The following is a 24,660-nucleotide window of genomic DNA, read 5'->3' as shown; positions in this document are numbered from 1 at the left end:
GGCGGTGCTCATTTTCGAGAGCACTGCTCACAACCAGCCCTGCGTGCCGCTCCGGAACGAGAGCACTGCTCTCCTGTCATCCCCGAGCGATGTTCAGCTTAGAGAGCACCGCTCTCGGGGATGCGAAGACTGGGCCACGACGGGGCGTGGCCAAGCTGAAGGGTTGACTTTCGGCAGTGGTCGGCCGCTGTCACGCCTTGTAGTTTCGAACCCGTGCGGGCGGTGACGAAGCGTAGGTGGCGAGCGGTGCTCGACGTCGCCATCGGGCTGTTCCTCGCGTTCACCGTGGTCGTCGGCACGCTGGACACCCCGTTCTACTGGGAGCTGGCCGGCGGCCTCGTGGTCGTCGCCGGCTCGGTCGCGACGGCCCGGCGGTACCCGGCCGTCTCGCTCGGCATCGCGCTGGCCGGGGCGCTGGCCGTGCCGTTCCCCTACGGCAGCCGCATGCCCGCGTGGGTGATCTTCGTGCTGGTCGCGATCGGCTACCAGGCCGGGCTGCGGATGCCGCGCGCCCGCCCGGGCATCCTGACCGGGGCGGCCGTCACGGTGCTGGGGCTCCCCGTCGCGCTCGTCTTCGGTCCGGACGGCCTCGGCGACTGGGCGGAAATGGTCGCGATCATCGTCTTCGCCGGGCTGTCGCCGTGGCTGCTCGGCCGGTACGTCCGGGTCCGCGGCGAGCTCGCCCGCACCGGCTGGCGGCGGGCCGAGGAGATGGAGAGCAGGCAGCAGCTCGTCGCCGAGCAGGCCCGGCTGCGGGAGCGGGCGCGGATCGCCAGCGACATGCACGACTCGCTGGGGCACGAGCTGAGCCTGATCGCCGTCCGCGCCGCCGCGCTGGAGGTCGCGGGCGGGCTCGGCGACGCCCAGCGCGACGCCGCCGCGCAGCTGCGGATCAGCGCCGCGACGGCGACCGAGCGGCTGCGCGAGATCATCGGCGTGCTGCGCGAGGACGCCGCGCCGGTCGAGCCGGTGCAGGGCGACCTCGGTGAGCTGATCGCCCGGGCGCGGGCGTCCGGGCTGCTCATCGAGTCCACAGTGGACGCCGCGGAAGTGCCGCCGATGGTGGCCCGCGCCGCCTACCGGGTCGTGCAGGAAGCGCTGACGAACGTGGCGAAGCACGCGCCGGGCGCCGCCGTGACGGTCCGAGTGACCGGCACCGGCGCGCGGACCGACGTCAGCGTGGTCAACGCGCCGCCGCCCGCCGGGCCGCTGCCCGGGGCCGCGTCCGGGCACGTCGGGCTGATCGGCCTGCGCGAGCGCGTCCGGCTCGTCGGCGGCACGCTGCGGGCCGGGCCCGACGCCGGCGGGTTCGCCGTCACCGCGACGCTGCCGCACGGGGCCGCGCCGGTCGAGCGGCAGGAGGCCGCCTCGGCTGACGACGAGTCCGGGCAGTCGACGTCGGCCCGCGCTCTCGAACTGGCCCGGCGTGACGTGCGGCGCAGCCTGATCCAGGCCGTCGCCGTCCCGCTCGCGCTGTTCGCGATGGTCCTCGCGGTCGCCGGGATCGCGTTCCTGTACCAGTGGAACTCCTCGGAGCTGCCCACGCCGGTCTACGAGCGGCTGCGGATCGGGCAGCCGCGGGCCGAGGTGGTGCCGCAGCTGCCGGAGAACCAGCGCGTCGCCCGGCCGGTGCGAGGCGAGCCGCCGCGGCCGGCGGTGCCCGGGATCGCGTGCGAGTACTACGGCACCGGGCGGTCCTGGCTCGACAACGACTACGCCGCCTACCGGCTGTGTTTCGCCGATGGGAGACTGGTCGCCAAGGACAGGTTCGCCGAGGGGGCAACGTGATCAGGGTCGTGCTGGCCGACGACGAAGCGATGATGCGGGCGGGGGTGGCGGCGATCCTCGCCGCGGACCCGGGTATCGAGGTCGTCGCCGAAGCCGCCGACGGCCGTTCGGCGGTCTCCCAGGTCCTCGCCACGCACCCCGACGTCGTGCTCCTGGACATCCGGATGCCAGGGCTGGACGGCCTCGGCGCGGCCGCCGAGATCCGGCGGCTGCTGCCCGCGACCGGCGTGATCATGCTGACCACGTTCGGCGAGGACGACTACATCGAGCGCGCCCTCTCCCTCGGCGCGGGCGGGTTCCTGCTCAAGTCGGGCGACCCGCGCGAGCTCCTCGCCGGCATCCATGCCGTCGCCGGCGGGGCCGCGTTCCTCTCGCCGAAGGTGGCGCAGCGGGTGATCGCCCGGCTCTCCGGCGGGCAGCTGGCGCGCGCCGCCGCGGCCCGCGAACGGATCGCCGCGCTGACCCCGCGCGAGCGGGAAGTGCTGACACTGCTGGGTTCCGGACTGTCCAATGCGGACATCGCGGCGAAGATGTTCGTCGTCGAGGGCACGGTGAAGGCGCACGTGAGCACCATCCTGACCCGGCTCGGCGCGAAGAACCGGGTCCAGGCGGCGATCACGGCGTACGAGGCGGGACTGGTCGGGGGAGACGCGGCGGCGTCCACCCCGTGATCCCCGTGCCGACGCGGGCCGTCGCTTTGGCCGGCAGGCACTTCAGCAAGGCCGTGCGCAGTCCCACCGCGACGGGGTTGGTCAGCTGCGGGCCGAGTTTCCCCATCCGGACGGACTCGCGCACGACGTGCTGACTGCGCGGCCGTCGTTGCCGGTCGTAGTGCTCGAGGGCCGCGTCGACCGTGTCCTTTGTGGACACCGTGTGGGCGAGCACGACGGCGTCCTCGATGGCCTGGCAGCCGCCCTGGCCGAGGAACGGCGGCATCGCGTGGGCGGCGTCGCCGAGCAGCGCGATCCGGCCCCGGGTGTAGGTGGGGAGCGGGGTGCCGAGGTAGTAGAGGTCGTGGTGCAGCACGGCTTCGGGCGGGGTGGCGGCCAGGAGGGCCGGGATCGGGTCGTGCCAGTTCCCGAAGGCCTGTTCGAGGTCGGCTCGGCCGGTGTCCGGCGCGGCGAGGGTCGAGATCCACCAGTAGACGTCGCCGCCGGTCAGCGGGAGGACGCCGACTTCGGTGCCGCGGTCGAAGCTCGTGCTCAGCCCGGTCCCGGGGCGGTGCGTGACGCCGCGGAACGCCGTGCTGCCGGTGTAAACGGGTTCCGGGTGGTCCGGGAAGAGCGCGTGGCGGACCCGGCTGTGGATGCCGTCGGCCGCGACGACGAGGTCGGCGCGCAGTTCTTTGCCGCCTACGCGGACCAGGCCGTCTTCGCGGACTTCGGTGACTTCTTCGCCGGTGCACAGGCTTTCGGCGGGAACCGCGTCCCGGAGGGCGGCGATGAGGTCCCGCCGGTGAATCGCGCCGAGCGGCCGCCCGTGCCGCCGCGCGAACTCGGTGGCGTCGAAGCGGGAGATCCGCCGGCCGCGGCGGTCGCGGAACCCGCCTTCTCGCTGCGGGGCCAGCCGCCCGCCGAGGTCGACGCCGAGTTCGTCGAGGCTGCGCAGGGCGTTCGGCCAGAGCGAGATCCCGGCGCCGACGTCGCCGAACTCGGGCGCTTTCTCCAGGACGGTGACGTTCCAGCCGACCCGGTGCAGCCCCGCGGCTGCCGCCAGACCGCCGATGCCCCCGCCGACCACTACTGCGTGCATGTCGCCTCCTCTACAGGTGTAGAGGACTCTACACCTGTAGAGTGCTTTGTCGTGGATCGGTTGGATGTGATCGCGGACGCAGCGATCGAAGTGATCGCGGCGGAAGGCATGCGAGGCTTGACCCACCGGGCGGTGGACCGCGCGGCGGGCCTGCCGGTGGGTTCGACGTCGTACTACGCGCGCACGCGGGCGGCGCTGCTGGAGCTGACGATCGCGCGGATCGTGGTCTTGGACCAGGCTCCGACTGGGTCGTCGGGGTCTTTGCCGGAGTTCATCGCGGGCTACGCGTTCGAGGCGATCACTTCGGGCCGGACGCGGATGCTGGCGCGCTACGAGTTCGCGTTGGAAGCGACTCGGCGGCCGGAGCTACGAGCGGCGTACGACGAGGGAGGTTTGCAGATCCGCCGCCAAGCAGCGGCGGCGCTGGAGGCGGCCGGTTCGGCGGACCCTTCGCGGCACGCGAGGGTGGTGGTGGACTGGATGGAGGGGACGATCTTCGGCGCGCTGGCGGGGACGGGATCGCTTGCGCCGCCTGACTTGGACGAGCTGGTCGAGAGCGCTCGGGAGATCTTGGCGGGAATCGGCGTGGGCTGAAAGTCGATCACTACTTATTCGCGCCCTTCTCGTTGTCGATTCTGCGCGGCGCTACTCTCGCGACCATTCGTCCGACTGACTGCACCGTTCATCGCGGGCGTGGTAGCGCTACCAACAGGCGCTTCCTATGCTGAGGTCGACCCGGTGGGGGGATATGGAACATTCACGACATGTTGTTCATCGCACGATCCTGGCGGTGGACATCGAGAGCTATGGGGATTTCCGGCGGACGACGCCGCATAGATTGGCGGTTCGCAGGGGGATTGACCACGCGCTGCGTCGAGCCTTCGACGAGGCGGGCGTGCCGTGGTTCGACTGCCGTCACGAGAACACCGGTGACGGCACGTTCGTCCTGGTGCCGGCGCAGGTCCCGAAAGGTGTCTTCGTGGAGGTCCTCTCCACGGTTCTCGCCCGGGAGTTGCGACGGCACAACGAAACACATCAGCCGGAAGAACAGATCCGGCTGCGGATGGCTTTGCACGCGGGAGAAGTCGCCTACGACGACCAGGGTGCGACCGGCCCGGCGATCAACCGGACATTTCGTCTCCTCGAAGCGCCACAGCTCAAGGCCGCACTGGCCGAATCGCCCGGTGTCCTCGCGCTGATCACGTCAGCCTGGTTCTTCGATGAGGTCGTCCGCAGCAGCACTGTCGTGGATGCGCTGACGTTCCGGCCGGTGCGAGTGGCTGTCAAGGAGACGGTTACAACCGGCTGGATCAGCCTGCCCGACCAGCCCTGTTTGCCCCACCCCGGGGCGGCCGCTCCCATTCCTCCGCGGCGGCCGGCTGCGGTCGATACCTACGGCTCGGTGACCGCACAGTGCACGCTGCCGCGAGATCTCCCGGTCTTCACCGGGCGTGCAAAGGAACTCGCCGTCCTCGCCGCGACAGTCTCCACCGCGGCGGAGAAGAACGCGCTCGGCGTGGCGATCCACGTCATCGATGGCATGCCGGGAACGGGGAAGACGAGCTTCGCGGTGCACGCTGCCTATCAGCTGGCGGCCCACTTCCCGGACGGGCAGATCTTCCTGGAACTCCACGGCCACAGTCCGTCGCAAGCCCCGGTCGCCCCCGCCGACGCGCTTGCCTCACTCCTGCTTCTCCGAGGTGTCCCGACATTGGCCATCCCGGCCGACCTCGATGATCGCGCACTGCTGTGGCGCGAGAAGCTGGCCGGGAAGAAAGTCCTGCTTCTGCTCGACGACGCTGTCGGCGAAGACCAGACCCGGCCACTCCTGCCTGGTGGAGCCGGCAGCCTGGTGCTGATCACCAGCCGGCACCGGCTCGAATCGATCGCCGACGCCGGCCGCGTCTCACTGCAAACGCTTCCGGCCGCGGAAGCCGCCGCGATGTTCGATCGCTACACCTTCCCGGAGCAGCACGAACCAGGCGCAGTGGCCGAGCTGATGGCGTTGTGCGGAAATCTGCCGCTCGCTATTTCCCTCACCGCCGGCCGGCTGCGCAGCCATCCGGGTTGGACGCTCCGACAGCTGGCCGACGACCTCAGCTGCTCCCGGAACCGCCTGAAGACGCTACGCGCCGACAACCGGAGCGTGGCTGCTGCATTCGAACTCTCGTACCGCGACTTGAAGCCTGACCAGCAGCGACTGTTCCGGCGTCTGAGCCTGCACCCCGGCAGCCACATCGACGCCGCGGCGGCCGCGGCCCTGGACGGGAACGAAGTCGACGCCACCCGGGAACAACTCGAGGTGTTGTACCTCAACCACCTGCTCGACGAACCATCACCCGGTCGCTACCGCCTGCACGATCTGACACAGAGCTACGGCCGGTCGCTCACCGACCCGGACGTCGACGATGGCGCCTTCGAGCGCCTTCTCGATTACTACCTCGATACTGTCCGCGCGGCTAACCACTTCGCGGTCAGCCCTATACCGCGCCTGGAACTCGGGCCGCAGCTACCGGTTCCGTGCCGCAGATTCGACACTGAAGGCGAGGCGATCGCCTGGCTGACCGCGGAGCGGGCCACCATCGGTGCCTGCATCGGCTCCGCCGCCGACAACCGGGTTCGGCGGGCAGCCGAGTTGGCTGCCGCGTTGCACCCGTTCCTCGAGCAGCACGGGCACTGGCACGACGCCCACCGCATCCATCTGGCCGTGCTCACGGCGGCGCAAACGGCAGGTGACCTCGCCGCCGAGGCGGTGACCCGTGCGGACCTGGGGAGAGTGCAGCGCCTTCTGGGCAACTACCACGAGGCTGCAGCCATCTTGGCGTGCGCTCGAGACCTGTACGTCGAACTCGGCAATCAGCTCGGTGAAGCCGACGTGCTCTATGAAGCAGGGCGCGTCCAGCTGGACCTCTCTAACTTCCCCGATGCTACTGCGTACGTGCGTCGTGCCCACCAGCTGTATGAAGAGCTCGACAACACACTCGGCGTCGCCGCCACGTTCGCCCAGCTCGCCCGTGTTCAGTATCGGTCGTGCGATCTTGAAGTGGCCAAAAAGAATGCTGGGCGGGGCCTTGATCTCTATCGTCTGCTAGGCAACGAGCCCGGTGAAATGAGCTCCCTGATCACCGTCGGGGGTGCGCAGTGCATGTCCGGCGCCTACGCGTGCGCTGTCGACGCATTCACGCACGCGCTGTCGCTGTCGAGAAAACTTGGCGATCGATTCGCCGAGGCAAAGGCTTTGAACAATCTCGGCCGGACGCACTTCGATTGCGGCAACTACGGAACGGCCGACAGCTACTACAGCCGTGCTCAGATCGTCTACAGCCAACTGGATTACCGGGCTCGTGTGGCGGTCACCCTGACCAATCTCGGGCGGCTGCACCACGCTTCCGGCAACCACCGGCTGGCGTTCACATACCTGACTCGGGCAGCGGACCTGTTCGGCGACGACCGCGGCTGGCAGGCGGAGAACCTGAACAACCTCGGCGGTCTTGCCTTGGAATGGCCCGAAGCCGGTGACCCCGCAGAGCTCTACAGCCGAGCGCTGGACTTGGCACGCGCCGTCGGCGTCCGGCTACAGGTGGGTCGGGCACTCGAAGGACTCGGGCGAAGCGCGTTGAAAGCCGCTGACAAGGCTGGGGGAGTCGACTACCTCCGCCGGGCATTGGCGCTGTACCAGGAGTTGGCCGTTCCCGAGTTGACCGCCGTCGAAGCGACCCTGGACGAGTTGGCCGATACCTAGCCTGCGGCCAACTCGTCCCGACCGGTCAGGCGTCCCGACGGCGCAACACCGCCCCGCCCGCCAGCAGCGCCGTCGCGGCCCAAGCCGCGCAGATCGCCAATCCGACCCAAGGCGCGTACGGTGCGGCCGTCATCGTGATCGGGTTCGGCTGCCCCGCCTCGACCATTGCGTTCACCCCCGCGATGCCCGGGAAGTACGGCACCGCCTCCGGCAGGCCCAGTGATGCCACGATCAGCGGCAGCGGGACCAGCAGCACGATCACCGACACCAGCGTCCCGGCCGCGCTGCGCAACGCCCAGCCGATGCCCGTGCACAACAGACCCAGCAGCGCGAAGTAGCCGCCCATGCCCGATGCCGTCGTGAAGCCCGCTTCGAACGATGTCGGCAGGCCGTGGCCGGCCATCACCGCTGTGGCCAGGGCCATTCCCGCGCACGCCAGCAGCACTCCGTACGCGAACAGCACGGGCGCCAGCACCGCCGCCTTCGCCAGGACCACCCGGGAGCGGACCGGTGTCCACAGCAGCGTCGAGCGGATGCCGCCGCCCGTGTACTCGCTCGTCACGAACAGCGTTGCCAGGGCGATCACCGCGAACTGGGTCAAGTAAAACCCGCCGCCGAGGGTGATCGTGTGGGCGGCCTGGGGTTCGTCGCCGATGCGCTGGGCGATGGCCGACAGCGTGCCGTAGCACAACATCAGGACCGTGCCCGTCACCAAGCACCACCACGTTGCCCGGACCGACCAGAACTTCGTCCACTCCGCGGCCACCGCCCCCGGGAGCCCGCCGCCGCGTACTTCGGCCGATGCGGTCATGCCGACACCCCGTATTCCACCGAAGAAGCCGTCAGTTCCATGTACGCCTGTTCGAGCGACGCCGTCTGCTCGGCGAGGCCGTGCACGCGGATCCCCAGCTCGTGCACGAGGTCGCCGACGCGGGTGACGTCGATGCCGTCCACCAGCAGCTCGCCCGGCTCGCCCGGGTGCGTCAGCCCGCCCTCGGCACGCAACCGCGCGTCCAGCTCGGCGCGGTCGCCGTCGGCCGGGACGCGGACCGAGACCGTCGTGCGGGAATGGCCCGCGATGAACTCCGCCACCGGCGCGTCGGCCAGCAGCTTGCCCTTGCCGATCACCACCAGGTGGTCGGCGGTCAGCTGCATCTCGCTCATCAGGTGACTCGAGACGAACACCGTCCGCCCCTCGGCCGCCAGCGAGCGCATCAGCTGCCGCACCCAGCGGACGCCGTCCGGGTCGAGGCCGTTGACCGGCTCGTCGAACAGCAGCACCGCCGGGTCGCCGAGCAGCGCGCCCGCGATGCCGAGCCGCTGTCCCATGCCGAGCGAGAACTGCCCGGCCCGTTTGCCGGCGACGTCGGACAACCCGACCGTCGCCAGGACTTCCTCGACGCGGCTCGCCGCGATGCCGTTGCTGCGGGCCATGGCCAGCAGGTGCTTCGCGGCGCTGCGGCCGGGGTGCAGGGCTTTGGCGTCGAGCAGCGCGCCGACCTCGCGCAGCGGGTGGCGCAGCTCGGCGTAGCGCCGCCCGCCGACCAGGGCTTCGCCCGCCTGCGGGTGGTCGAGCCCGACGGTCATCCGCATGGTCGTCGACTTCCCGGCGCCGTTGGGGCCGAGAAACCCGGTCACCTGGCCCGCGGCGACGTCGCAAGTGAGCGCGTCGACGACGGTCTTCTCCCCGTAGCGCTTCGTGAGTCCTCTGAGTGTGATCATGCGTCGAAGTCTGCGGTCCGCGGGGGTGCGCGGGCATCGGACGACGGTCGCGGGCCGCCCCCGACTTTCGTCAGGAGCGGCGGCGGGTGTGCCGGGTCGGGACGGCGGTGGCGGGGTCCTCCGGCCAGGGGTGCTTCGGGTAGCGGCCACGCAGGTCGGCGCGCACGGCCGGGTAGCCGGACGTCCAGAAGGACGCGAGGTCGGCGGTGATCGCGGCGGGCCGGCCGGCGGGGGAAAGCAGATGCAGCACCACCGGGACGCCGGCGAGCACCGGGGTTTCGGTCCAGCCGAAGGTCTCCTGGAGCTTCACGGCGAGCACGGGCCGGTCACCGCGGTAGTCGACGCGGATGTGCGACCCCGACGGCACTTCGAGGCGGTCCGGGGCGAGGTCGTCGAGTTTCGCCGCATCCGGCCAGGGGAGGAGGGCCTTCAGGGCGGTGCCCGCGTTGATGTTCGCCAGGTCCGCCTTCCGGCGGGCGGTGCCGAGGTCGAGCCAGCTGTCCACATCGGACAGCAGGGCGGCGTCGTCGACCGGGGGCCACGGCGGGCCGAGGACGCGGTGCAGGAAGGCCATCCGGTCACGCAGGCGGAGCGCGTCCTGGCTCCACTTCAGGAGGCCGAGGCCCTCGGACTTCAGACCGGCGATCAGGGCGGCGCGGACGTCGGCGTTCCTCAGCGGCTTCTCGGAGAGGACGATGGCGCCGAGCTTGCGGACCCGCCGGGCGACGACGTCACCGTCCCAGGTGACTTCGTCCACTTCGGACACCGCGCCGGCGCGGACGGCGAGGGTTTCGTCGGCGGGCGCGGCGAGGCGGATGGTGCCGTGGACGCGGCCGGGATCGCGGGTGGCTTCGGCGATCGCCAGCCACTCGGCGTCGAGGCCGCTGCCGGGCGGGAGCTCGGCGGCGGTGCCACCGGCCATGAGGTAGACGGGCGCGCCGCCGGGCCGCCGCTTGGCGAGCCGCTCGGGATGGGCGAGGGCGACGACCAGCGCGGGATCGGCCGGGGCCGGACGCTCGGCCCGCCGTCCCGGGACCAGGCCCTCCAGCCGCCGCGCTTCCCGCTTCCAGCGCCGCGCACCTTCGTCGCTCGCCGAGCGGAGGCGGCGCAGCTCCGCGGTCACGTCCGTCAGCGTCGCGCCCGCGTCCAGCAGCGCCACCACCTCCGCCGCGTTGCGGGCGCCCACTTCGGAAGATCCGTCCAGGAGCGCGCGGGCCAGCCGCGGGTGCAGGCCGAGCTCGGCCATCCGCCGTCCGCGCTGGGTCACCGTCCCGTCCGCGGCCGTCGCGCCCAGCGTCACCAGCAGCGCCCGGCCCGCCGCCAGCGCGCCTTCGCCCGGCGGGTCCCACCAGGCCAGCCCGCTGCCGTCGGGTGTCGACCAGCACGCCAGCTCCAGCGCCAGCCGGGCCAGCTCGGCCGTGCGGATCTCCGGCTCGGGGTACGGCGGCAGCGTCGCCTGCTCGTGCTCGGCCCAGCAGCGGTACGCCCGCCCGGGCCCCTCGCGGCCCGCGCGGCCGGACCGCTGCGCGGCCACCGCCGCCGACACCCGGACCGTCGCCAGCCCCGGCAGCCCGCGCCGGTGGTCGACGCGCGGCACGCGCGCCAGTCCCGAGTCCACCACCGAGCGCACGCCCGGGACCGTCAGGCTCGATTCCGCCACCGCCGTCGCCAGCACCACCCGCCGCCGATCACGCGGCCGCAGCGCGTCGTCCTGGTGCGCCGACGACAACCGGCCGTGCAGCGGAAGAACGTCCACAGCGTCCAATTCGGACAACCGCAGCAGGCCGGCCGTCCGGGCGATTTCCCCAGCCCCGGGAAGGAAGGCGAGCACATCGCCGTCCCCGTCGGACAACGCCGTTCTTACCGCCCGGGCGACACAGGCCTCGGCGCGCTCACCGCGAGCGGGCGGGACGTAAGAGAACTCCACCGGGTACGTCCGTGCCGTGGCCGTCACCACCGGGGCGTCGCCGAGCAGGGCCGCGAGCCGCCCGGACGCGACCGTGGCCGACGTCGCCAGCAGCCGCAGGTCCTCGCGCAGCCCGGCGCGGACGTCCAGGAGCAGCGCGAGCAGCAGGTCGGCGTCCAGGTGCCGCTCGTGGCACTCGTCGAGCAGCACCGTCGAGACGCCGGGCAGCTCCGGATCGCCCTGCACGCGCCGCACCAGCAGCCCCGACGTCACGACCTCGATGCGGGTCCGCGCCGACACCTTCCGGTCGCCGCGCACGGCGTAGCCGACCGTCTCGCCGACCGGCTCACCCAGCAGCGCAGCCATCCGCGCCGCCGCCGCGCGCGCCGCCAGCCGCCGCGGCTCGGCGACCACGACCCGGCCCTCGGCCGCCTCCGCCAGGGCGAGCGGGACCAGCGTCGTCTTCCCCGTGCCGGGTGGCGCCACGAGCACCGCGGCGCCGTGTTCGCCGAGCGCGGCGACGACGTCCGGCAGCACGGACCGGACCGGCAGGTCGGGGAGCTTCACTTCGCCGTGACCTCGGGGGGCGGGGGCAGCTGGTAACCGGACGGGCCGATGTTCGCGTTGAGCGAGCGCAGCCATTCGCCGGAGGAGATCATCTTCCGGATCGCGTCGTCGACCGCGGCCACCCCGTGGGTGTCGTCCTTGCGCAGGCCGACGCCGTAGCTCTCCTTCGAGAACGGCTTCCCGACGATCTTGAGCAGCTCCGGGTCGCGCGCGACGTAGCCGGCCAGGATCACCGCGTCGGTGGTCACCGCGTCGATCTGCCCGGCGAGCAGCGCGGTCACGCAGTCGGAGTACCGCGGGTACTCGACCAGCTGCACGGCCTGGGCGTACTTGTCCTTCACCTGCTGCGCCGGCGTCGACCCGGTGACCGAGCACAGCCGGCGGCCGTTGAGCGCCTCCGGCCCGGCGATGTCGGCCGACGTCCGCCGTACCAGCAGGTCCTGGCCGGTGGTGAAGTACGGGCCGGCGAACGAGACGACCTGCTTGCGCTTGTCGGTGATCGAGTAGCTCGCCACGACCAGGTCGACGGCGCCGGAAGTGAGGTCCGTCTCCCGCGTCGCCGACGTCGTCTCACGCCACGTGATGTCCTTCGCGGACACACCGAGCTCACTCGCGACGAAAGTCGCGACATCGACGTCGAACCCGACGAACCGGCCGTCGATGGTGTGCTCGGAAAGTCCCGGCGCGTCGAACCGGATGCCGATGGTCAGGTGATCCGTCGCACTCGCCCGGGTGACGAGCGAGTCCGTCGGCGAAACCTTCGCCGGGCCGCACGCCGACGCGGTGACCAGCAGCAACAACGAGCCGAGGAGCGTGCGCCACCGCATCCGGCCGCTCCCTCCAGCACTGTCCTGCCTCACGAAGTTCTCAGGTCCTCCCGTTAGCCTAAGTGCGTGGTGCGACCGTCCCAACCCGTGCTGAACACCGTCGGCACGCTCGCCCGGCTCGGGCTGGCGGCCGTCTGGCTCGTTTCCGGTGCGCTCAAGCTGGCGGATCCCGGTCAGACGCTGATCGCCGTGCAGGCGTACGAGGTGCTGCCGGTCGCACTCGAAGACGTGGTGGCCATCGCGCTGCCGCTCGTGGAACTCGTGCTCGGGCTGCTGCTGCTCGCGGGCCTGGCGACCCGGTGGGCCGCCGCGGCCGCGCTGGGGCTGCTCGTCGTGCTCATCGCCGGGATCGCCCAATCGTGGGCGCGCGGCCTGAGCATCGACTGCGGGTGCTTCGGCGGCGGCGGCCAGGTGGCGGCGGGGCAGACCGAGTACCCGCAGGAGATCCTCCGCGACACGGGCTTCGCGCTGCTCGCCGTCTGGCTGCTGGCGCGGCCGCGCACCTGGCTGTCGCTCGACGGCTGGCTGGCGCGAGGTCGCGGGAACTCGGGCGAACCCGGGCACGACTACTCGGGTATCGCGGAAGGGAACTGATACACAGTGGGTGGAGCTGAGCGGACCGCACGCAAGCGCCGTCAGGCGGCGCAGGCCGGTTCGAACGTGGTCGCGCAGGCCAGGGGAGCGTCCGGCGACCGGCGGAAGTGGATCATCGGGGTCAGTGCCGTGGTCGTCGTGGTCGCGCTCGTGATCGGCGGCGTGATCTGGACGATCGCGGACCGGAACCAGACCGAGGGCCAGGTGATCAACCCCGGCGCGTCGACGAGCGCGCTGGCGGGCGATGTCACCCAGAAGCGTGACGGCGTGGTCGCCATCGTGGGGAAGACCGGCGCCAAGGCCTCGATCGACGTCTACGCCGACTTCCTCTGCCCGATCTGCGGCGAGTTCGAGAAGCAGTACAAGGGCCAGATCGAGCAGGCGATCAACGACGGCAAGCTGCAGGTGCGCTACCACATGGTGCCGCTGCTCAACGAGCGGTCCAGCCCGCCGGGCTACTCGCTCGACTCGGCGAACGCGGCGCTGGCCGCCGCCAACGCCGGCAAGTTCCTCCAGTTCCACGACGCGCTGTTCGCCAACCAGCCCCAAGAGGGCAAGCGCGGCTACGACAAGGCGCAGCTGATCGAGCTCGGCAAGAACGTCGGCATCACCGACCCGGAGTTCGCCCAGACGGTCAACGCCGGCACCTACGACCAGCAGCTGAACACCGCGTTCCAGCAGATCGAGAACGACCCGAAACTGGCGCAGGACTTCGGCGGTGGGCAGACCGGCTTCGGCACGCCGACGGTCACCGCGAACGGCAAGATCGTGTCCTGGCAGGACCCGAACTGGCTCACGAAGGTCCTCGGCTGACTCCGGGCAATTCGCCCACCGGGGTACGGACCTTGGACTAGGCTGATTCCCGCATGACATCTTCGGGGGTCCGGGTGGCGGAGCCCCCGGCCCGGGCGAAGCCCGGATGTCACAGGGAACCGGGGGTGCCGTGCGCACGTCGCACCTCCGGTGACAGGGAGGGCCAGTGGACGGTTCGGGGTTTCACGTCGATGAGGGCGCGTACACGCGGTACGCGCGCGAAGTCGACCCGCTCGGGGAAGACGTCAAGGGAGCCGCGGAGCGGCACGTCGGCCCGCACGTGACGCTCGGCGGCCACGGCTTCTCGGAGATGGGCGGCGAGTCCGGCTTCTCCGGCGCCTACAGCGGCCGGATGCGCGCGCTGCAGGAGAAGATGCACCGCGTCGGCGGCGGCTGGGGGCAGGTCGGCGAAGCCGCCCGGCAGACCGATCGCAACTACGCGGCGGTCGAGGGCGAGCACGGCGACGTCGTCCGGCGGCTCGGTGGCGACCTGGGGCAGGGCTCCGCGTGACCGAGCACACCGACCAGCTCGTCCGGCACGGCCTGGACACGACGAACCAGTTCGCGCAGAAGCTGCGCCACGACCCGGCGGCCATCGGCGGCGCGCGGGACGCGCACGTCGCGCTGCAGACGTCGGTGGGCCGCACCCGCGACGTCGCGTCCGAGCAGCGCGTCTCGCTGGCTTCGGCCAGCTCCGGCTCGACGACCGACCGCGCCACGGCGACGTCGCAGAGCCTGGAGAAGGAGGTCCAGGACCTCCTCGACGAGAGCGCCGAGATCGAGAAGGCCGTCGCGGACGCGGCCGAGACCCTGCACGTCGGCGAGATCAAGAACGACCAGGTCCGCGACCAGATCATCAAGGAGATCGCGGCGTCGATGAAGGCGCTGGAAGCGGTGAAGACCATCCAGCCGCCGGAGAGCCGCGGCGCCGCTTCGCGCGACATCCTGATGAAGCTGCAGACGAAGATCAGCCAGCTCACCGGGCAGGCGGCGACGTTCAGCGAGCAGACGATCAACGACCTGACCGCCATCGGCACCCGCCTCGGTGGCGATGAGCAGACGACGTCGTCGTCTTCGGCGTCCGCTTCCTCGACCAAGGTCGGGTCGTCGTTCAACAGCAACAGCGGGTACTCCGGCGGTTCGAACGGCGGAGGCGGCGGCGGGGGAGGTGGCGGCGGTGGCGGCGGTGGCGCCGTCCACAAGCCGCGGCTGCCGGTGGCGATCCCGCCGCAGCCCGGCAGCGGCGTCGCGATCAACCTCCCCGGCGGCAAGCAGGTGATGGCGCCGAACGAAACCGCGGCGAAGGCCGTGCGCAACGCGCTTTCCCAGCTCGGCGTGCCGTACGTGTGGGGCGGCACCGCCCGCGGCGTCGGCCTCGACTGCAGCGGGCTGACCATGACCTCGTACCAGGACGCCGGCATGCAGCTGCCGCGGACGGCGGCGCAGCAGACGGTGGGGGCCGAGGTGCCCTCGATCGACCAGCTGCTGCCCGGCGACCTCGTGGTGTGGTCCGGGCACGTGGCGATGGTGATCGGCGACGGCCAGATGATCGAGGCGGGCGACCCGGTGCAGATCAGCAAGATCCGCACCACGAACGCGGGGCAGTCGTTCATCGGCTTCTACCGGCCTACGGGGTGAGCTGTGGCTGAATTCGACATCGACCTGGCGTCCGCGCGGATCGCCGAACAGGCGGAGCGGGCGGGCGCGGAGGCGTCCGCGCGCCTCGCGCGCTCGGGTCCGGTGGTGGGCAAGGCTTCGTCCGGCGGCATCGAGGTCCAGGTGGCGCCGGGCGGGTTGCTGACCGGCGTGTCGATCCACCGATCGGAGCTGCGGCACGGGTCCGCGGTGCTCGCCGACCGGATCTTCGAGCTGGCCCAGCGCGCGACCCGCCGCGCGGGCGACCGGATGTACCACGCGCTGTCGCCCGTCGTGGACCGCGAACAGCTGGAAACCCTGGGCTACGAGCCGATTCCGGACGACGACCCGGACGCCGAGACCTACTCCTACGGTGGGGGACCGCGGTGATCACGACCCGCCAGCTGATCGCCCAGGCCCGGGCCCGCGAAGAGGCCATGGCCCGCGTGGAGGAACTGCTCGCGTCGGCGTCGGGCACGGCCCACGACCTCGACGGCCAGGTCGAGGTGACGGTCGACGCCCGCGGAAAGCTCCTGCGGCTGTGGCTGGCCCCCTCGGCGGTGGACCTGGGCGAGCGGCTGGGGCCGTTGGTGGTGGAGATCGCCCAGGCGGCGATGCGCGAGGCGACCCAGGACGGCTACAACAAGGTGGCCTTGCTGCTCGGCGAGGACATGACGGCGATGATCGAGCAGATGACCGGCATGCCGGCGCCGGCCCGCGCCGAGGACGACGACCCGGGCATGACGGTCGAGGAGTTCCAGCGGCAGCGGGCCGAACGGCTGGGGACGGCACCTTCGTCGCCGGAGGCTGCTCCGGCCGCGAGTGTCGAGGACGAGGATGCTTATTGGGAGTCCTTTGATCCGGCTTCGCTGCGCTCGGATCGCTAGGCCAGCTGGGCGGTGGAGTTCGCGCCGTCCAGGGATTCGCGGATGATGTCCGCGTGGCCGGCGTGCTGGGCCGTCTCGTGGATCAGGTGCAGGACGATTCGGCGGGCCGACCAGAACTGGGGTTCCGGAGGCGACCACGGTGTCGTCGGCAGCTGCACCTCGACGTCCAGTGAGGGCAGCGAAGCCACGTACTCGTCCGTCGCGGCGGCGGCCTCCGCGTAAGCCGTCAGCCAGTGGGACAGCGTTTCGTTCATCGCGTACTGGTCCGTGTCCAGCATGCCGTCCGGCAGGGATCCGTCGGCCGTGCGCAGGATCTGGAGCCACAGGCGCTCGCCCGTGGCCAGGTGGCGGATCAAGCCGCCCAGGGTCAGGTCGCTGACCGTCGTGCGCTTGGCCGCGTCGGCGTCCGAGATGTCGCCGGCCGGGATCAGCAAGCGCTTGCGGACTTCGGCCAGCAGGTCCAGGAGGTCTTCGTGTTCGCGGGTCATGAGCACACCGTAGAACCGAAATAGGCCAGTTCCTGACCGGAAGCGCAATCCCGCTGAGCGGCAACCGAGTTCGCGCAGAGGTCTGGACCAACCGTCAACGGCTATGTATTAATTCAAGGCGTGAATTTTGGTCTCTCGACGAGGAGGACCCGGATGCGCCTCGGACGCAGGCTGGGCATCGGCGCGCTGGCTCTTGCGTTGCTGCTGACGTCGGAAACACCCGCACTGGCCGGGAACGGCCCGGCCTACAAGGACTCCTGGCGGCCGGTCAAGGTGCGGGTGGCCGACCTGCTGGGCCGGATGTCCCTCGACGACAAGCTCGGTCAGATGATGCAGGCCGAACGGCTCGGGGTCAGCGGCCCGGCGGACGTGACCACCGGGCGGCTCGGCTCGCTGCTCTCCGGTGGCAGCTCGCAGCCGACCCCGAACACGCCCGTCACCTGGGCCGACATGTACGACGGCTTCCAGAAGGCCGCGCTCGCCACGCCGCTGGGCATTCCGCTGATCTACGGTGTCGACGCCGTCCACGGCCACAACGGCCTCTACGGAGCCACCGTGTTCCCGCACAACATCGGCCTCGGCGCGACGCGCGATCCGCGGCTGGTCGAGAAGATCGGGCGCGCCACCGCGGAAGAGGTCTCCGGCACCGGGATCGACTGGGACTTCGCGCCCTGCCTGTGCGTCGCCCGCAACGACCGCTGGGGCCGGACCTACGAATCCTTCGGCGAAGTTCCGCAGCTAGCCACGCAGATGACGTCGATCATCACCGGCCTGCAAGGAAACGCGCTGAACCGGCCCGGCTCGGTCATGGCCACCGCCAAGCACTACGTCGGCGACGGCGGCACCACCGGCGGCGTCAACGAAGGCAACACCGAGATCAGCGAGCAGGAGCTGCGCGCGATCCACCTCCCGCCGTTCAAGGCCGCGATCCAGCGCGGTGTCGGCTCGGTGATGATCTCCTACAGCAGCTGGAACGGTGTCAAGATGCACGCCGGCTCCTACCTGATCAACGACGTCCTCAAGAAGGAACTCGGGTTCACCGGGATCGTCGTCTCCGACTACAACGGCGTCGACAAGATCGACGGCCAGAGCGGCTTCACCCCGGCAGAGGTCGAGGCGTCGATCAACGCCGGCATCGACATGGTGATGGTGCCCTACGCGTGGCAGAAGTTCATCGACACGCTGCGGTCGCTGGTGGACCAGGGCCGCGTGCCGATGTCCCGGATCGACGACGCCAACCGCCGCATCCTCACCAAGAAGTTCGAGCTCGGCCTGTTCGAGCACCCGCTGACCGACCGGCGGTTCCTGGCCACGATCGGCAGCAAGCCGCACCGCGACCTGGCGCGCCAGGCTGTGCGGCAATCCCAGGTGCTGCTGAAGAACGAGGGGCGTGTCCTGCCGCTTTCGAAGCGCGGCAAGGTCTTCTTGGCCGGCAAGAACGCCGACGACCTCGGCAACCAGTCCGGCGGCTGGACGGTCGGCTGGCAGGGCACCAGCGGCCCGGTCATCCCGGGCACCACCATCCTGCAGGGCATCCAGCAGAAGTCCGCGAAGGTCACCTTCGCGAAGGACGGCACGGGGATCGACAAGAGCTACGACGTCGCCGTCGCGGTCGTGGGGGAGACGCCGTACGCCGAAGGCAAGGGCGACCGTCCCCAGGGGATGGGGCTGGACGCCACCGACCTCGCCACACTCCAGAAGCTGAAGGACTCCGGCGTGCCGACGGTGGTCGTGCTGGTGTCCGGGCGCCCGCTCGACATCGCCGCGCAGCTGCCGGACTGGGCCGGGCTGGTCGAATCGTGGCTACCGGGCAGCGAAGGACAGGGCGTCGCCGACGTCCTCTTCGGCGACTACAACCCCACCGGCAAGCTGCCGGTGACCTGGATGCGCAGCGCCGACCAGCAGCCGATCAACGTCGGTGCCGAGCTGCCCGCGCTGTTCCCGTTCGGCTTCGGCCTGCGGTACCCGCACCGCCCCTGGTGATCCCCGTCCCCCACGGAAAGGTCCGCCCATGAGATCCCGCCGTCCGCTGATCCGGGTCCTGGCGTTCTTCGCCGCCTGCCTCGGGCTGAGCCTGGGTGGTCCGCCCGTGCAGGCCGCCACCCCGTTCAAGGTCCTGGCGTTCTACAGCGGCACGTACGACGCCGCGCACATCAGCTTCGAGAAGGAAGCGAACGTCTGGTTCCCGCAGCAGGCGGCGGCCAACGGGTTCACCTACACCGCGACGACCAACTGGAACCAGCTCACCACCCTCACCCCGGACCAGTACCAGGTGGTGCTGTTCCTCGACGACCAGCCGCAGTCGCAGGCCCAGTTCCAGGGCTTCCAGCGGTACATGCAGGCCGGCGGCGGGTTCTTCGGCTTCCACGTCACCGCCTACAACGACAGCTCGACGCCGTCGTACGCGAACTGGTTCCACAACGACTTCCTCGGCACCGGCCGGTTCACGTCGAACACGTGGGGCCCGACCCCGGAGACGCTGAAGATCGAGAACCGCACGCACCCGTCGACGGCGAACCTGCCGGCGACGATCCGGTCGTCGACGTCGGAGTGGTACGCCTGGCAGAACGACCTGCGCCAGAACGGCAACATCACCGTCCTGGCGTCGATGGACCAGGGCACCTTCCCGATCGGCACCGACCCGAGCCAGACCTGGTACAGCGGCTACTACCCGATCGCGTGGACGAACAAGAACTACAAGATGCTCTACGCCAACTTCGGCCACAACGCGATGAACTACGAGACGAACACGGCGCTGTCGTCGACGTTCGAGAGCGCCGACCAGAACCGGTTCGTGCTCGACGGCCTGAAGTGGCTCGGCGGCGGCTCGACCGGGCCGACCGACCCGGGCACGATCGACCCCGCGGCCTTCTACGCCGTGACGAACAAGGCGTCCGGCAAGTGCGTCGACGCCCGCGCGGCCGGCAGCGCCAACGGCACGGTGATCCAGCAGTACACCTGCAACGGCACCGCGGCCCAGCAGTACCAGTTCGCCCCGGCCGGCGGCGGCTACGACCGGATCAACAACCGGACGAACACCGCCGAGGTCATCGACGTCACCGACGTCTCGACCGCGGACAACGCCGGGCTACAGCTGTGGTCCTACAGCGGCGGCGGCAACCAGCAGTGGCAGCCGGTGCCCGAGGGCGGCGGCTACTACCACTTCGCCGCCCGCCACAGCGGCAAGTGCCTGACCGTGCCGGGCTCGGCGACGGCGGACAGTGTCCAGCTGGTCCAGGCGGCCTGCAGCGGCAGCGCCGCTCAGTCGTTCAAGGTCGGCTAGCCGGGGTCCGGGGCGGGGCCACCCACCGAGGTGGCCCCGCTCGGATCAGCCGCGTTCGATGAGGTGGCCCACCACGTCCGGGCCGGGGTGGGGGTGGCCCGAGCCGTCGCGGCGGACGTCGATCTCCGGGAGTTCCACCGGGTCGCCGTTGCGGGCCGCGCCCGCCGGGCGCGGGCCGATCCACGCCACCCGCAGCTCCGCTTCGCCCTTGAGGAACCGCTGCGCCCGGACGCCGCCCGTCGCGCGGCCCTTGGCCGGGTACTCGCTGAACGGTGTCACCTTCACGCTCTGGCCCGTCGCGGTGATCACCATCGGCTCGCCGTGCTCGTCGTCGTCCGTGCGGACCGCGCCGAAGAACACCACCGAGCCCGAACCCACGTTGATGCCCGCCATTCCGCCGCCCTTGAGACCCTGCGGGCGGACCAGGGACGCCGGGTACTTCAGCAGCGACGCCTCCGACGACACGAACGCCAGCGTCTCCGAGCCGTCCGTCAGCCAGGTCGCGCCGACGACTTCGTCACCGTCCTTCAACGAGATCACCTCGAACTCGTCCGAGCGGACCGGCCACTCCGGCGAACAGATCTTCACGACACCGGCCTTCGTGCCGAGCGCCAGGCCCGGCGAAGCCGCCGCCTGCTCGCCCAGCGGCGCGATCCCGACGACCGTCTCGCCCTTCTCCAGCGGCACCAGTTCCTTCGCCGCCATGCCGCCGCGCAGCGAGACCGTGCCGGCCTGCTCGGGCAGCACCGGGAGTGGCAGCACGTCGGTCTTGAACGCCCGGCCGCGGCTGGTCACCAGCAGGACCTGCCCGCGCGCGGTCGTGTGGACCAGGGCCGCCACCGCGTCGTGTTTCACACGGCCGTTGCGGCGGCGCGTCTCTGTCGCTTCCTCGGACTCGGCGGCGGTGCGCGCCACCAGCCCGGTTGCCGACAGGATCACCTGGCACGGGTCGTCCGCGACTTCGAGGGGCCCGGACGGCTTCGACGCGGCCAGGACCTCCTTGAGGTCGCCGTCGATCAGCGCGGTGCGGCGCTCGGTCGTGAAGTCCTTCGCGACCTTCGCCAGCTCCGCCGAGACGAGCTTCTTCAGCACCGACTCGTCGTCGAGGATCTTGGACAGCTCCGCGATCTCCTCGCGCAGCCGCTCCTGCTCCGACTCCAGCTCCAGCCGGTCGTACTTCGTGAGGCGGCGCAGCGGCGTGTCCAGGATGTACGTCGCCTGGATCTCCGACAGCTTGAAGCGCGTCATCAGGCCGTCCTTCGCGGCCTGCGCGTTCTCGCTTTCGCGGATGAGCTTGATCACCTTGTCGATGTTCAGCAGCGCGATCAGCAGGCCGTCGACCAGGTGCAGCCGCTCTTCGCGCTTGCGGCGCCGGTACTTCGTGCGCCGCGTGACGACGTCGTAGCGGTGACGGAGGAAGACCTCCAGGAGTTCCTTCAGGCCCAGGGTCTGCGGCTGGCCGTCGACGAGGACCAGGTTGTTGATGCCGAACGACTGCTCCAGCGGCGTCAGCCGGTAGAGGTCGGCCAGCAGCGCCTGCGGGTTGACGCCGACCTTGCACTCGATCACCAGCCGCGTGCCGTTCTCGCGGTCGGTGAGGTCCTTGACGTCGGCGATGCCGGTGAGCCGCTTGGACTTGTTGACCTCGTCAGTGATCTTCTCGATCACCTTTTCCGGGCCGACGCCGTAGGGCAGCTCGGTGACGGTGATCGCCTGCCGCCCGCGGCTGCCCTCCAGGGGCCCGGTTTCGACGCTCGCGCGCATCCGGACCACACCGCGGCCGGTCTCGTAAGCACGGCGGACCTCGTCGAGGCCCAGCAGCTTGCCGCCGGTCGGCAGGTCGGGGCCGGGGACGAACTCCATCAGCTTGTCGAGCGTCGCCGACGGGTGCGTGATCAGCCACCGCGCCGCGGCGACGACCTCGCCGAGGTTGTGCGGGATCATGTTGGTCGCCATCCCGACCGCGATCCCGGACGTGCCGTTGACCAGCAGGTTCGGGAACGCCGCGGGCAGCACGGACGGCTCTTCGAGCGAACCGTCGTAGTTCGGCCGGAAGTCGACGGTGTCCTCGCCGAGCTCGCCGACCAGCTGCATCGCCTCGGGCGACATCCGGGCTTCGGTGTACCGGCTGGCGGCCGGGCCGTCGTCGGGGGAGCCGAAGTTGCCGTGGCCGTCGATCAGCGGGACGTTCAGCGAGAAGTCCTGCGCCAGCCGCACCATCGCGTCGTAGATCGCGACGTCGCCGTGCGGGTGGTACTTGCCCATCACGTCACCGACCACGCGCGACGACTTCACGTACGCGTGCGTCGGGCGGTAGCCGTTCTCGTTCATCGAGTACAGGATCCGGCGGTGCACCGGCTTGAGCCCGTCCCGCGCGTCCGGCAGGGCGCGCGAGTGGATGACCGAATACGCGTACTCCAGGTAGGAGTCTTCGATCTCGGTCTTCAGCGGGTTCTCGAAGACCTGCGCCCCGGCGGCGTCGAACGCGCTCGGATCGACCTTGGTGGTGGTGCCCTTGCGGCGTGCCACGGCAGAACTCCTTGGTAGCTACGAAAAACTCAGGCGTCGATGGCTTCGCGGTCGATCCGGTCCGAAGAGGCGACCAGCCAGTTCCGCCGGGGCTCGACCTTCTCGCCCATCAGCAGTTCCAGCGCGCCTTCGGCGGCTTCGACGTCGTCCATGGTGATGCGGCGGACCGAGCGGGTGGCCGGGTTCATCGTGGTCTCCCACAGCTCGTCGGCGTCCATCTCGCCGAGACCCTTGAACCGCGGCACCGGGGTGACGATGCTCTTGCCCGCCCGCTCCAGCTCGGCGAACTTCGTCTCCATCTCCTGCTGCGTGTACGTGAAGTGCGTTTCCGGGTTGCGGCCCTTCGTGACGAGCTTGTGCAGCGGCGGCATCGCCGCGTACAGCCGGCCGTCCTCGATCACCGGGCGCATGTACTTCGCGAACAGCGTGATCAGCAGCGTGCGGATGTGCGAGCCGTCCACATCGGCGTCCGCCATCAGGATCACCCGGCCGTAGCGCATGGTCGAGAGGTCGAACGTGCGCCCGGTGCCCGCGCCGAGCACCTGGACGATCGACGCGATCTCGGCGTTCTTCAGCGTGTCGCCCAGCGACGCCTTCTGGACGTTCAGGATCTTGCCGCGCAGCGGCAGCAGCGCCTGGTACTCCGAGACGCGCGCCATCCGCGCCGACCCCAGCGCGCTGTCGCCCTCGACCAGGAACAGCTCGCTGCGGGCGACGCCGGTGGTGCGGCAGTCGACCAGCTTCGGCGGCATCGCCGCGCCTTCCAGGGCGGTCTTGCGCCGGGCGGCGTCCTTCTGCTGCTTCTGCGTGAGCCGGACGCGGGAGGCGTCGACCACCTTCTGCAGCACGACCTTCGCCTCGGACTTGGTCTTGCGATCCTCGGTCCAGGCCTTGACGTGCTTGTCGACGATGGCCTGCAGGACCCGGGTGATCCCGGCGGTGGACAGCTCGTCCTTGGTCTGCGAGGTGAACTGCGGCTCCGGCAGCCGGACGTGCACCACGGCCGTCATGCCCTCGAGGACGTCCTCGAGGGTCGGCATGTCCTCCTTGGGCTTGAGCAGCCCGCGGGTCTTGGAGATGGCCTCCTGCAGCGCCTTCGTCACCGCGCGGTCGAAGCCGCGGCGGTGGGTGCCGCCGTGGACGTTGCGGATCGTGTTGGTGAAGCACTCGACCGTGCGCTCGTAGCCGGTGCCCCAGCGCAGCGCGACCTCGACCTCGGCGTGGCGCTCCACATTGGACTGCATGACGCCGGCCGCGTCGGCCGCGTTCTCCTTATATGTGCCTTCGCCGGTGATCAGCAGGGTGCCGCAGACCGGCTTCTCGCCCGACGGCGTGAGGAAGTCGACCATGTCGACCAGGCCGTGCGGGAAGTGGAAGGTTTCCTCGTTGATCGTGTCTTCGATCGCGGTGCGCAGCACGTACGTGACGCCCGGGACGAGGAACGCGGTGTTGCGCAGCTTGGCCCGCACGCCGTCGACGTCGAGCGCCGCGCCGGACTCGAAGTAGCGCGCGTCGTACCAGTAGCGGATCGACGTGCCGCTGCGCTCGCCGCGCTTCATCTTGCCGGTGAGGTTCAGCCCGGACCGGCGGGTGAACTTCGCCTTCGGGCCGGGCGCGTCGAACGTGCCCGGGACGCCGTGCTTGAACGACATCTGGTGGACCTTGCCGTCCTGCTTCACCGTGACGTCGAAGCGGTGCGACAGCGCGTTGACCGCCGAAGCGCCGACGCCGTGCAGGCCGCCGGAGGTCTTGTAGCCCGAGCCGCCGAACTTGCCGCCGGCGTGCAGGCGCGTCAGCACCAGCTCGACACCGGACAAACCGGACTTGGCGTGGGTGCCGGTCGGGATGCCGCGGCCGTCGTCGTCCACCTGGACGCTGCCGTCGGCGTGCAGGGTGACGACGATCTTCGTCGCGTGGCCGGCGACCCCTTCGTCCGTGGAGTTGTCCACCACCTCCGCGAAGAGGTGGTTGATGCCCCGGCTGTCGGTGGAGCCGATGTACATCCCGGGTCGTTTGCGGACGGCTTCGAGACCCTCGAGATGCGTCAGGTCGTCGGCCCCGTACAAGGTCTCGGCAGTCACAGGGTCGTTCTCCCGGATCGTGGCTCGCGAAAGTGCTGGTGGTGGT

General features: G+C 70.6%; 20 protein-coding genes. 12 read left to right on the top strand and 8 right to left on the bottom strand.

The features are described 5' to 3' along the window. Positions 1–213: 213 nt before the first annotated feature. Positions 214–1,788 carry a histidine kinase gene (locus AB0F52_RS26920; protein ID WP_360176588.1) on the top strand — a complete coding sequence of 525 codons (1,575 nt, stop codon included), beginning with the start codon at positions 214–216 and terminating at the stop codon, positions 1,786–1,788. After that, complete coding sequence (locus tag AB0F52_RS26915) at positions 1,785–2,459, top strand: response regulator transcription factor (protein WP_360176585.1); 675 nt, start codon at positions 1,785–1,787, stop codon at positions 2,457–2,459. The genes AB0F52_RS26920 and AB0F52_RS26915 overlap by 4 nt, the downstream gene beginning before the upstream one ends. Here AB0F52_RS26915 and AB0F52_RS26910 read toward each other — a convergent pair. After that, positions 2,404–3,540 carry an FAD-dependent monooxygenase gene (locus AB0F52_RS26910; RefSeq protein WP_360176582.1) on the bottom strand — a complete coding sequence of 379 codons (1,137 nt, stop codon included), beginning with the start codon at positions 3,538–3,540 and terminating at the stop codon, positions 2,404–2,406. The two genes, AB0F52_RS26915 and AB0F52_RS26910, sit on opposite strands and share 56 nt — an antisense overlap. Here AB0F52_RS26910 and AB0F52_RS26905 point away from each other — a divergent pair. Together AB0F52_RS26905 and AB0F52_RS26900 are read left to right on the top strand one after the other, a co-directional pair. After that, on the top strand, positions 3,481–4,134 hold the full coding sequence (locus AB0F52_RS26905; RefSeq protein ID WP_360176579.1) for a TetR/AcrR family transcriptional regulator: 654 nt from the start codon (positions 3,481–3,483) through the stop codon (positions 4,132–4,134). The two genes, AB0F52_RS26910 and AB0F52_RS26905, sit on opposite strands and share 60 nt — an antisense overlap. Before the next feature lie 196 nt (positions 4,135–4,330). Next, positions 4,331–7,282 (top strand): tetratricopeptide repeat protein, encoded by a 2,952-nt coding sequence (locus tag AB0F52_RS26900; RefSeq protein ID WP_360176576.1) that lies wholly within the window; start codon positions 4,331–4,333, stop codon positions 7,280–7,282. 25 nt (positions 7,283–7,307) lie between these two features. On the opposite strand, the gene AB0F52_RS26895 is transcribed toward AB0F52_RS26900, so the two are convergent. The 4 genes from AB0F52_RS26895 to AB0F52_RS26880 form a co-directional block, all read right to left on the bottom strand. Further along, positions 7,308–8,093 (bottom strand): ABC transporter permease, encoded by a 786-nt coding sequence (locus tag AB0F52_RS26895; protein WP_360176573.1) that lies wholly within the window; start codon positions 8,091–8,093, stop codon positions 7,308–7,310. After that, positions 8,090–9,004 (bottom strand): ATP-binding cassette domain-containing protein, encoded by a 915-nt coding sequence (locus tag AB0F52_RS26890; RefSeq protein WP_360176570.1) that lies wholly within the window; start codon positions 9,002–9,004, stop codon positions 8,090–8,092. The genes AB0F52_RS26895 and AB0F52_RS26890 overlap by 4 nt, the downstream gene beginning before the upstream one ends. Positions 9,005–9,074: 70 nt before the next feature. Beyond that, a complete protein-coding gene (gene hrpB, locus AB0F52_RS26885) occupies positions 9,075–11,477 on the bottom strand; it encodes an ATP-dependent helicase HrpB (protein ID WP_360176567.1) in 2,403 nt (800 codons plus the stop codon). After that, entirely contained in the window at positions 11,474–12,304 is an 831-nt protein-coding gene (locus AB0F52_RS26880; protein ID WP_360176564.1) for a glutamate ABC transporter substrate-binding protein, read from the bottom strand. Before AB0F52_RS26880 ends, hrpB begins: the two co-directional genes overlap by 4 nt. Positions 12,305–12,391: 87 nt before the next feature. Here AB0F52_RS26880 and AB0F52_RS26875 point away from each other — a divergent pair, with 87 nt between their 5' ends. The 6 genes from AB0F52_RS26875 to AB0F52_RS26850 all read left to right on the top strand — a co-directional run bounded on the left by AB0F52_RS26875 (position 12,392) and on the right by AB0F52_RS26850 (position 16,233). Next, a complete protein-coding gene (locus AB0F52_RS26875; protein WP_360176742.1) occupies positions 12,392–12,898 on the top strand; it encodes a MauE/DoxX family redox-associated membrane protein in 507 nt (168 codons plus the stop codon). Positions 12,899–12,964: 66 nt separating this feature from the next. After that, positions 12,965–13,711, top strand: coding sequence for a thioredoxin domain-containing protein (locus AB0F52_RS26870; RefSeq protein ID WP_360176739.1), 747 nt, complete (start codon positions 12,965–12,967; stop codon positions 13,709–13,711). A gap of 166 nt (positions 13,712–13,877) precedes the next feature. Beyond that, on the top strand, positions 13,878–14,222 hold the full coding sequence (locus AB0F52_RS26865) for a hypothetical protein (RefSeq protein ID WP_360176561.1): 345 nt from the start codon (positions 13,878–13,880) through the stop codon (positions 14,220–14,222). Further along, positions 14,219–15,349, top strand: coding sequence for an NlpC/P60 family protein (locus AB0F52_RS26860; RefSeq protein WP_360176558.1), 1,131 nt, complete (start codon positions 14,219–14,221; stop codon positions 15,347–15,349). Before AB0F52_RS26865 ends, AB0F52_RS26860 begins: the two co-directional genes overlap by 4 nt. A 3-nt stretch (positions 15,350–15,352) precedes the next feature. Then, positions 15,353–15,736, top strand: coding sequence for a YbaB/EbfC family DNA-binding protein (locus AB0F52_RS26855; RefSeq protein ID WP_285988645.1), 384 nt, complete (start codon positions 15,353–15,355; stop codon positions 15,734–15,736). Beyond that, positions 15,733–16,233 carry a YbaB/EbfC family nucleoid-associated protein gene (locus tag AB0F52_RS26850; RefSeq protein ID WP_360176555.1) on the top strand — a complete coding sequence of 167 codons (501 nt, stop codon included), beginning with the start codon at positions 15,733–15,735 and terminating at the stop codon, positions 16,231–16,233. Before AB0F52_RS26855 ends, AB0F52_RS26850 begins: the two co-directional genes overlap by 4 nt. Here the strand turns inward: AB0F52_RS26850 and AB0F52_RS26845 are convergent. Continuing rightward, positions 16,230–16,721, bottom strand: coding sequence for a DUF664 domain-containing protein (locus tag AB0F52_RS26845; RefSeq protein ID WP_360176552.1), 492 nt, complete (start codon positions 16,719–16,721; stop codon positions 16,230–16,232). The two genes, AB0F52_RS26850 and AB0F52_RS26845, sit on opposite strands and share 4 nt — an antisense overlap. Positions 16,722–16,874: 153 nt before the next feature. On the opposite strand from AB0F52_RS26845, the gene AB0F52_RS26840 reads away from it, so the two are divergent. Continuing rightward, on the top strand, positions 16,875–18,704 hold the full coding sequence (locus AB0F52_RS26840; RefSeq protein WP_360176549.1) for a glycoside hydrolase family 3 N-terminal domain-containing protein: 1,830 nt from the start codon (positions 16,875–16,877) through the stop codon (positions 18,702–18,704). 28 nt (positions 18,705–18,732) lie between these two features. Continuing rightward, entirely contained in the window at positions 18,733–20,004 is a 1,272-nt protein-coding gene (locus AB0F52_RS26835; protein WP_360176546.1) for a ThuA domain-containing protein, read from the top strand. A 45-nt stretch (positions 20,005–20,049) separates the two neighbouring features. Here AB0F52_RS26835 and AB0F52_RS26830 read toward each other — a convergent pair whose 3' ends face one another. Beyond that, a complete protein-coding gene (locus AB0F52_RS26830; protein WP_360176543.1) occupies positions 20,050–22,533 on the bottom strand; it encodes a DNA topoisomerase (ATP-hydrolyzing) in 2,484 nt (827 codons plus the stop codon). Between the two features lie 29 nt (positions 22,534–22,562). Next, positions 22,563–24,614, bottom strand: coding sequence for a DNA topoisomerase IV subunit B (locus AB0F52_RS26825; protein ID WP_360176540.1), 2,052 nt, complete (start codon positions 24,612–24,614; stop codon positions 22,563–22,565). Positions 24,615–24,660 lie beyond the last annotated feature (46 nt).

The sequence above is a fragment of the Amycolatopsis sp. NPDC024027 genome (assembly GCF_040638975.1).
Taxonomy (GTDB): Bacteria; Actinomycetota; Actinomycetes; order Mycobacteriales; family Pseudonocardiaceae; genus Amycolatopsis.
The sequence above is the reverse complement of the archived record's forward strand: the minus strand, read 5'-3'. Positions and strand labels throughout refer to the sequence as shown.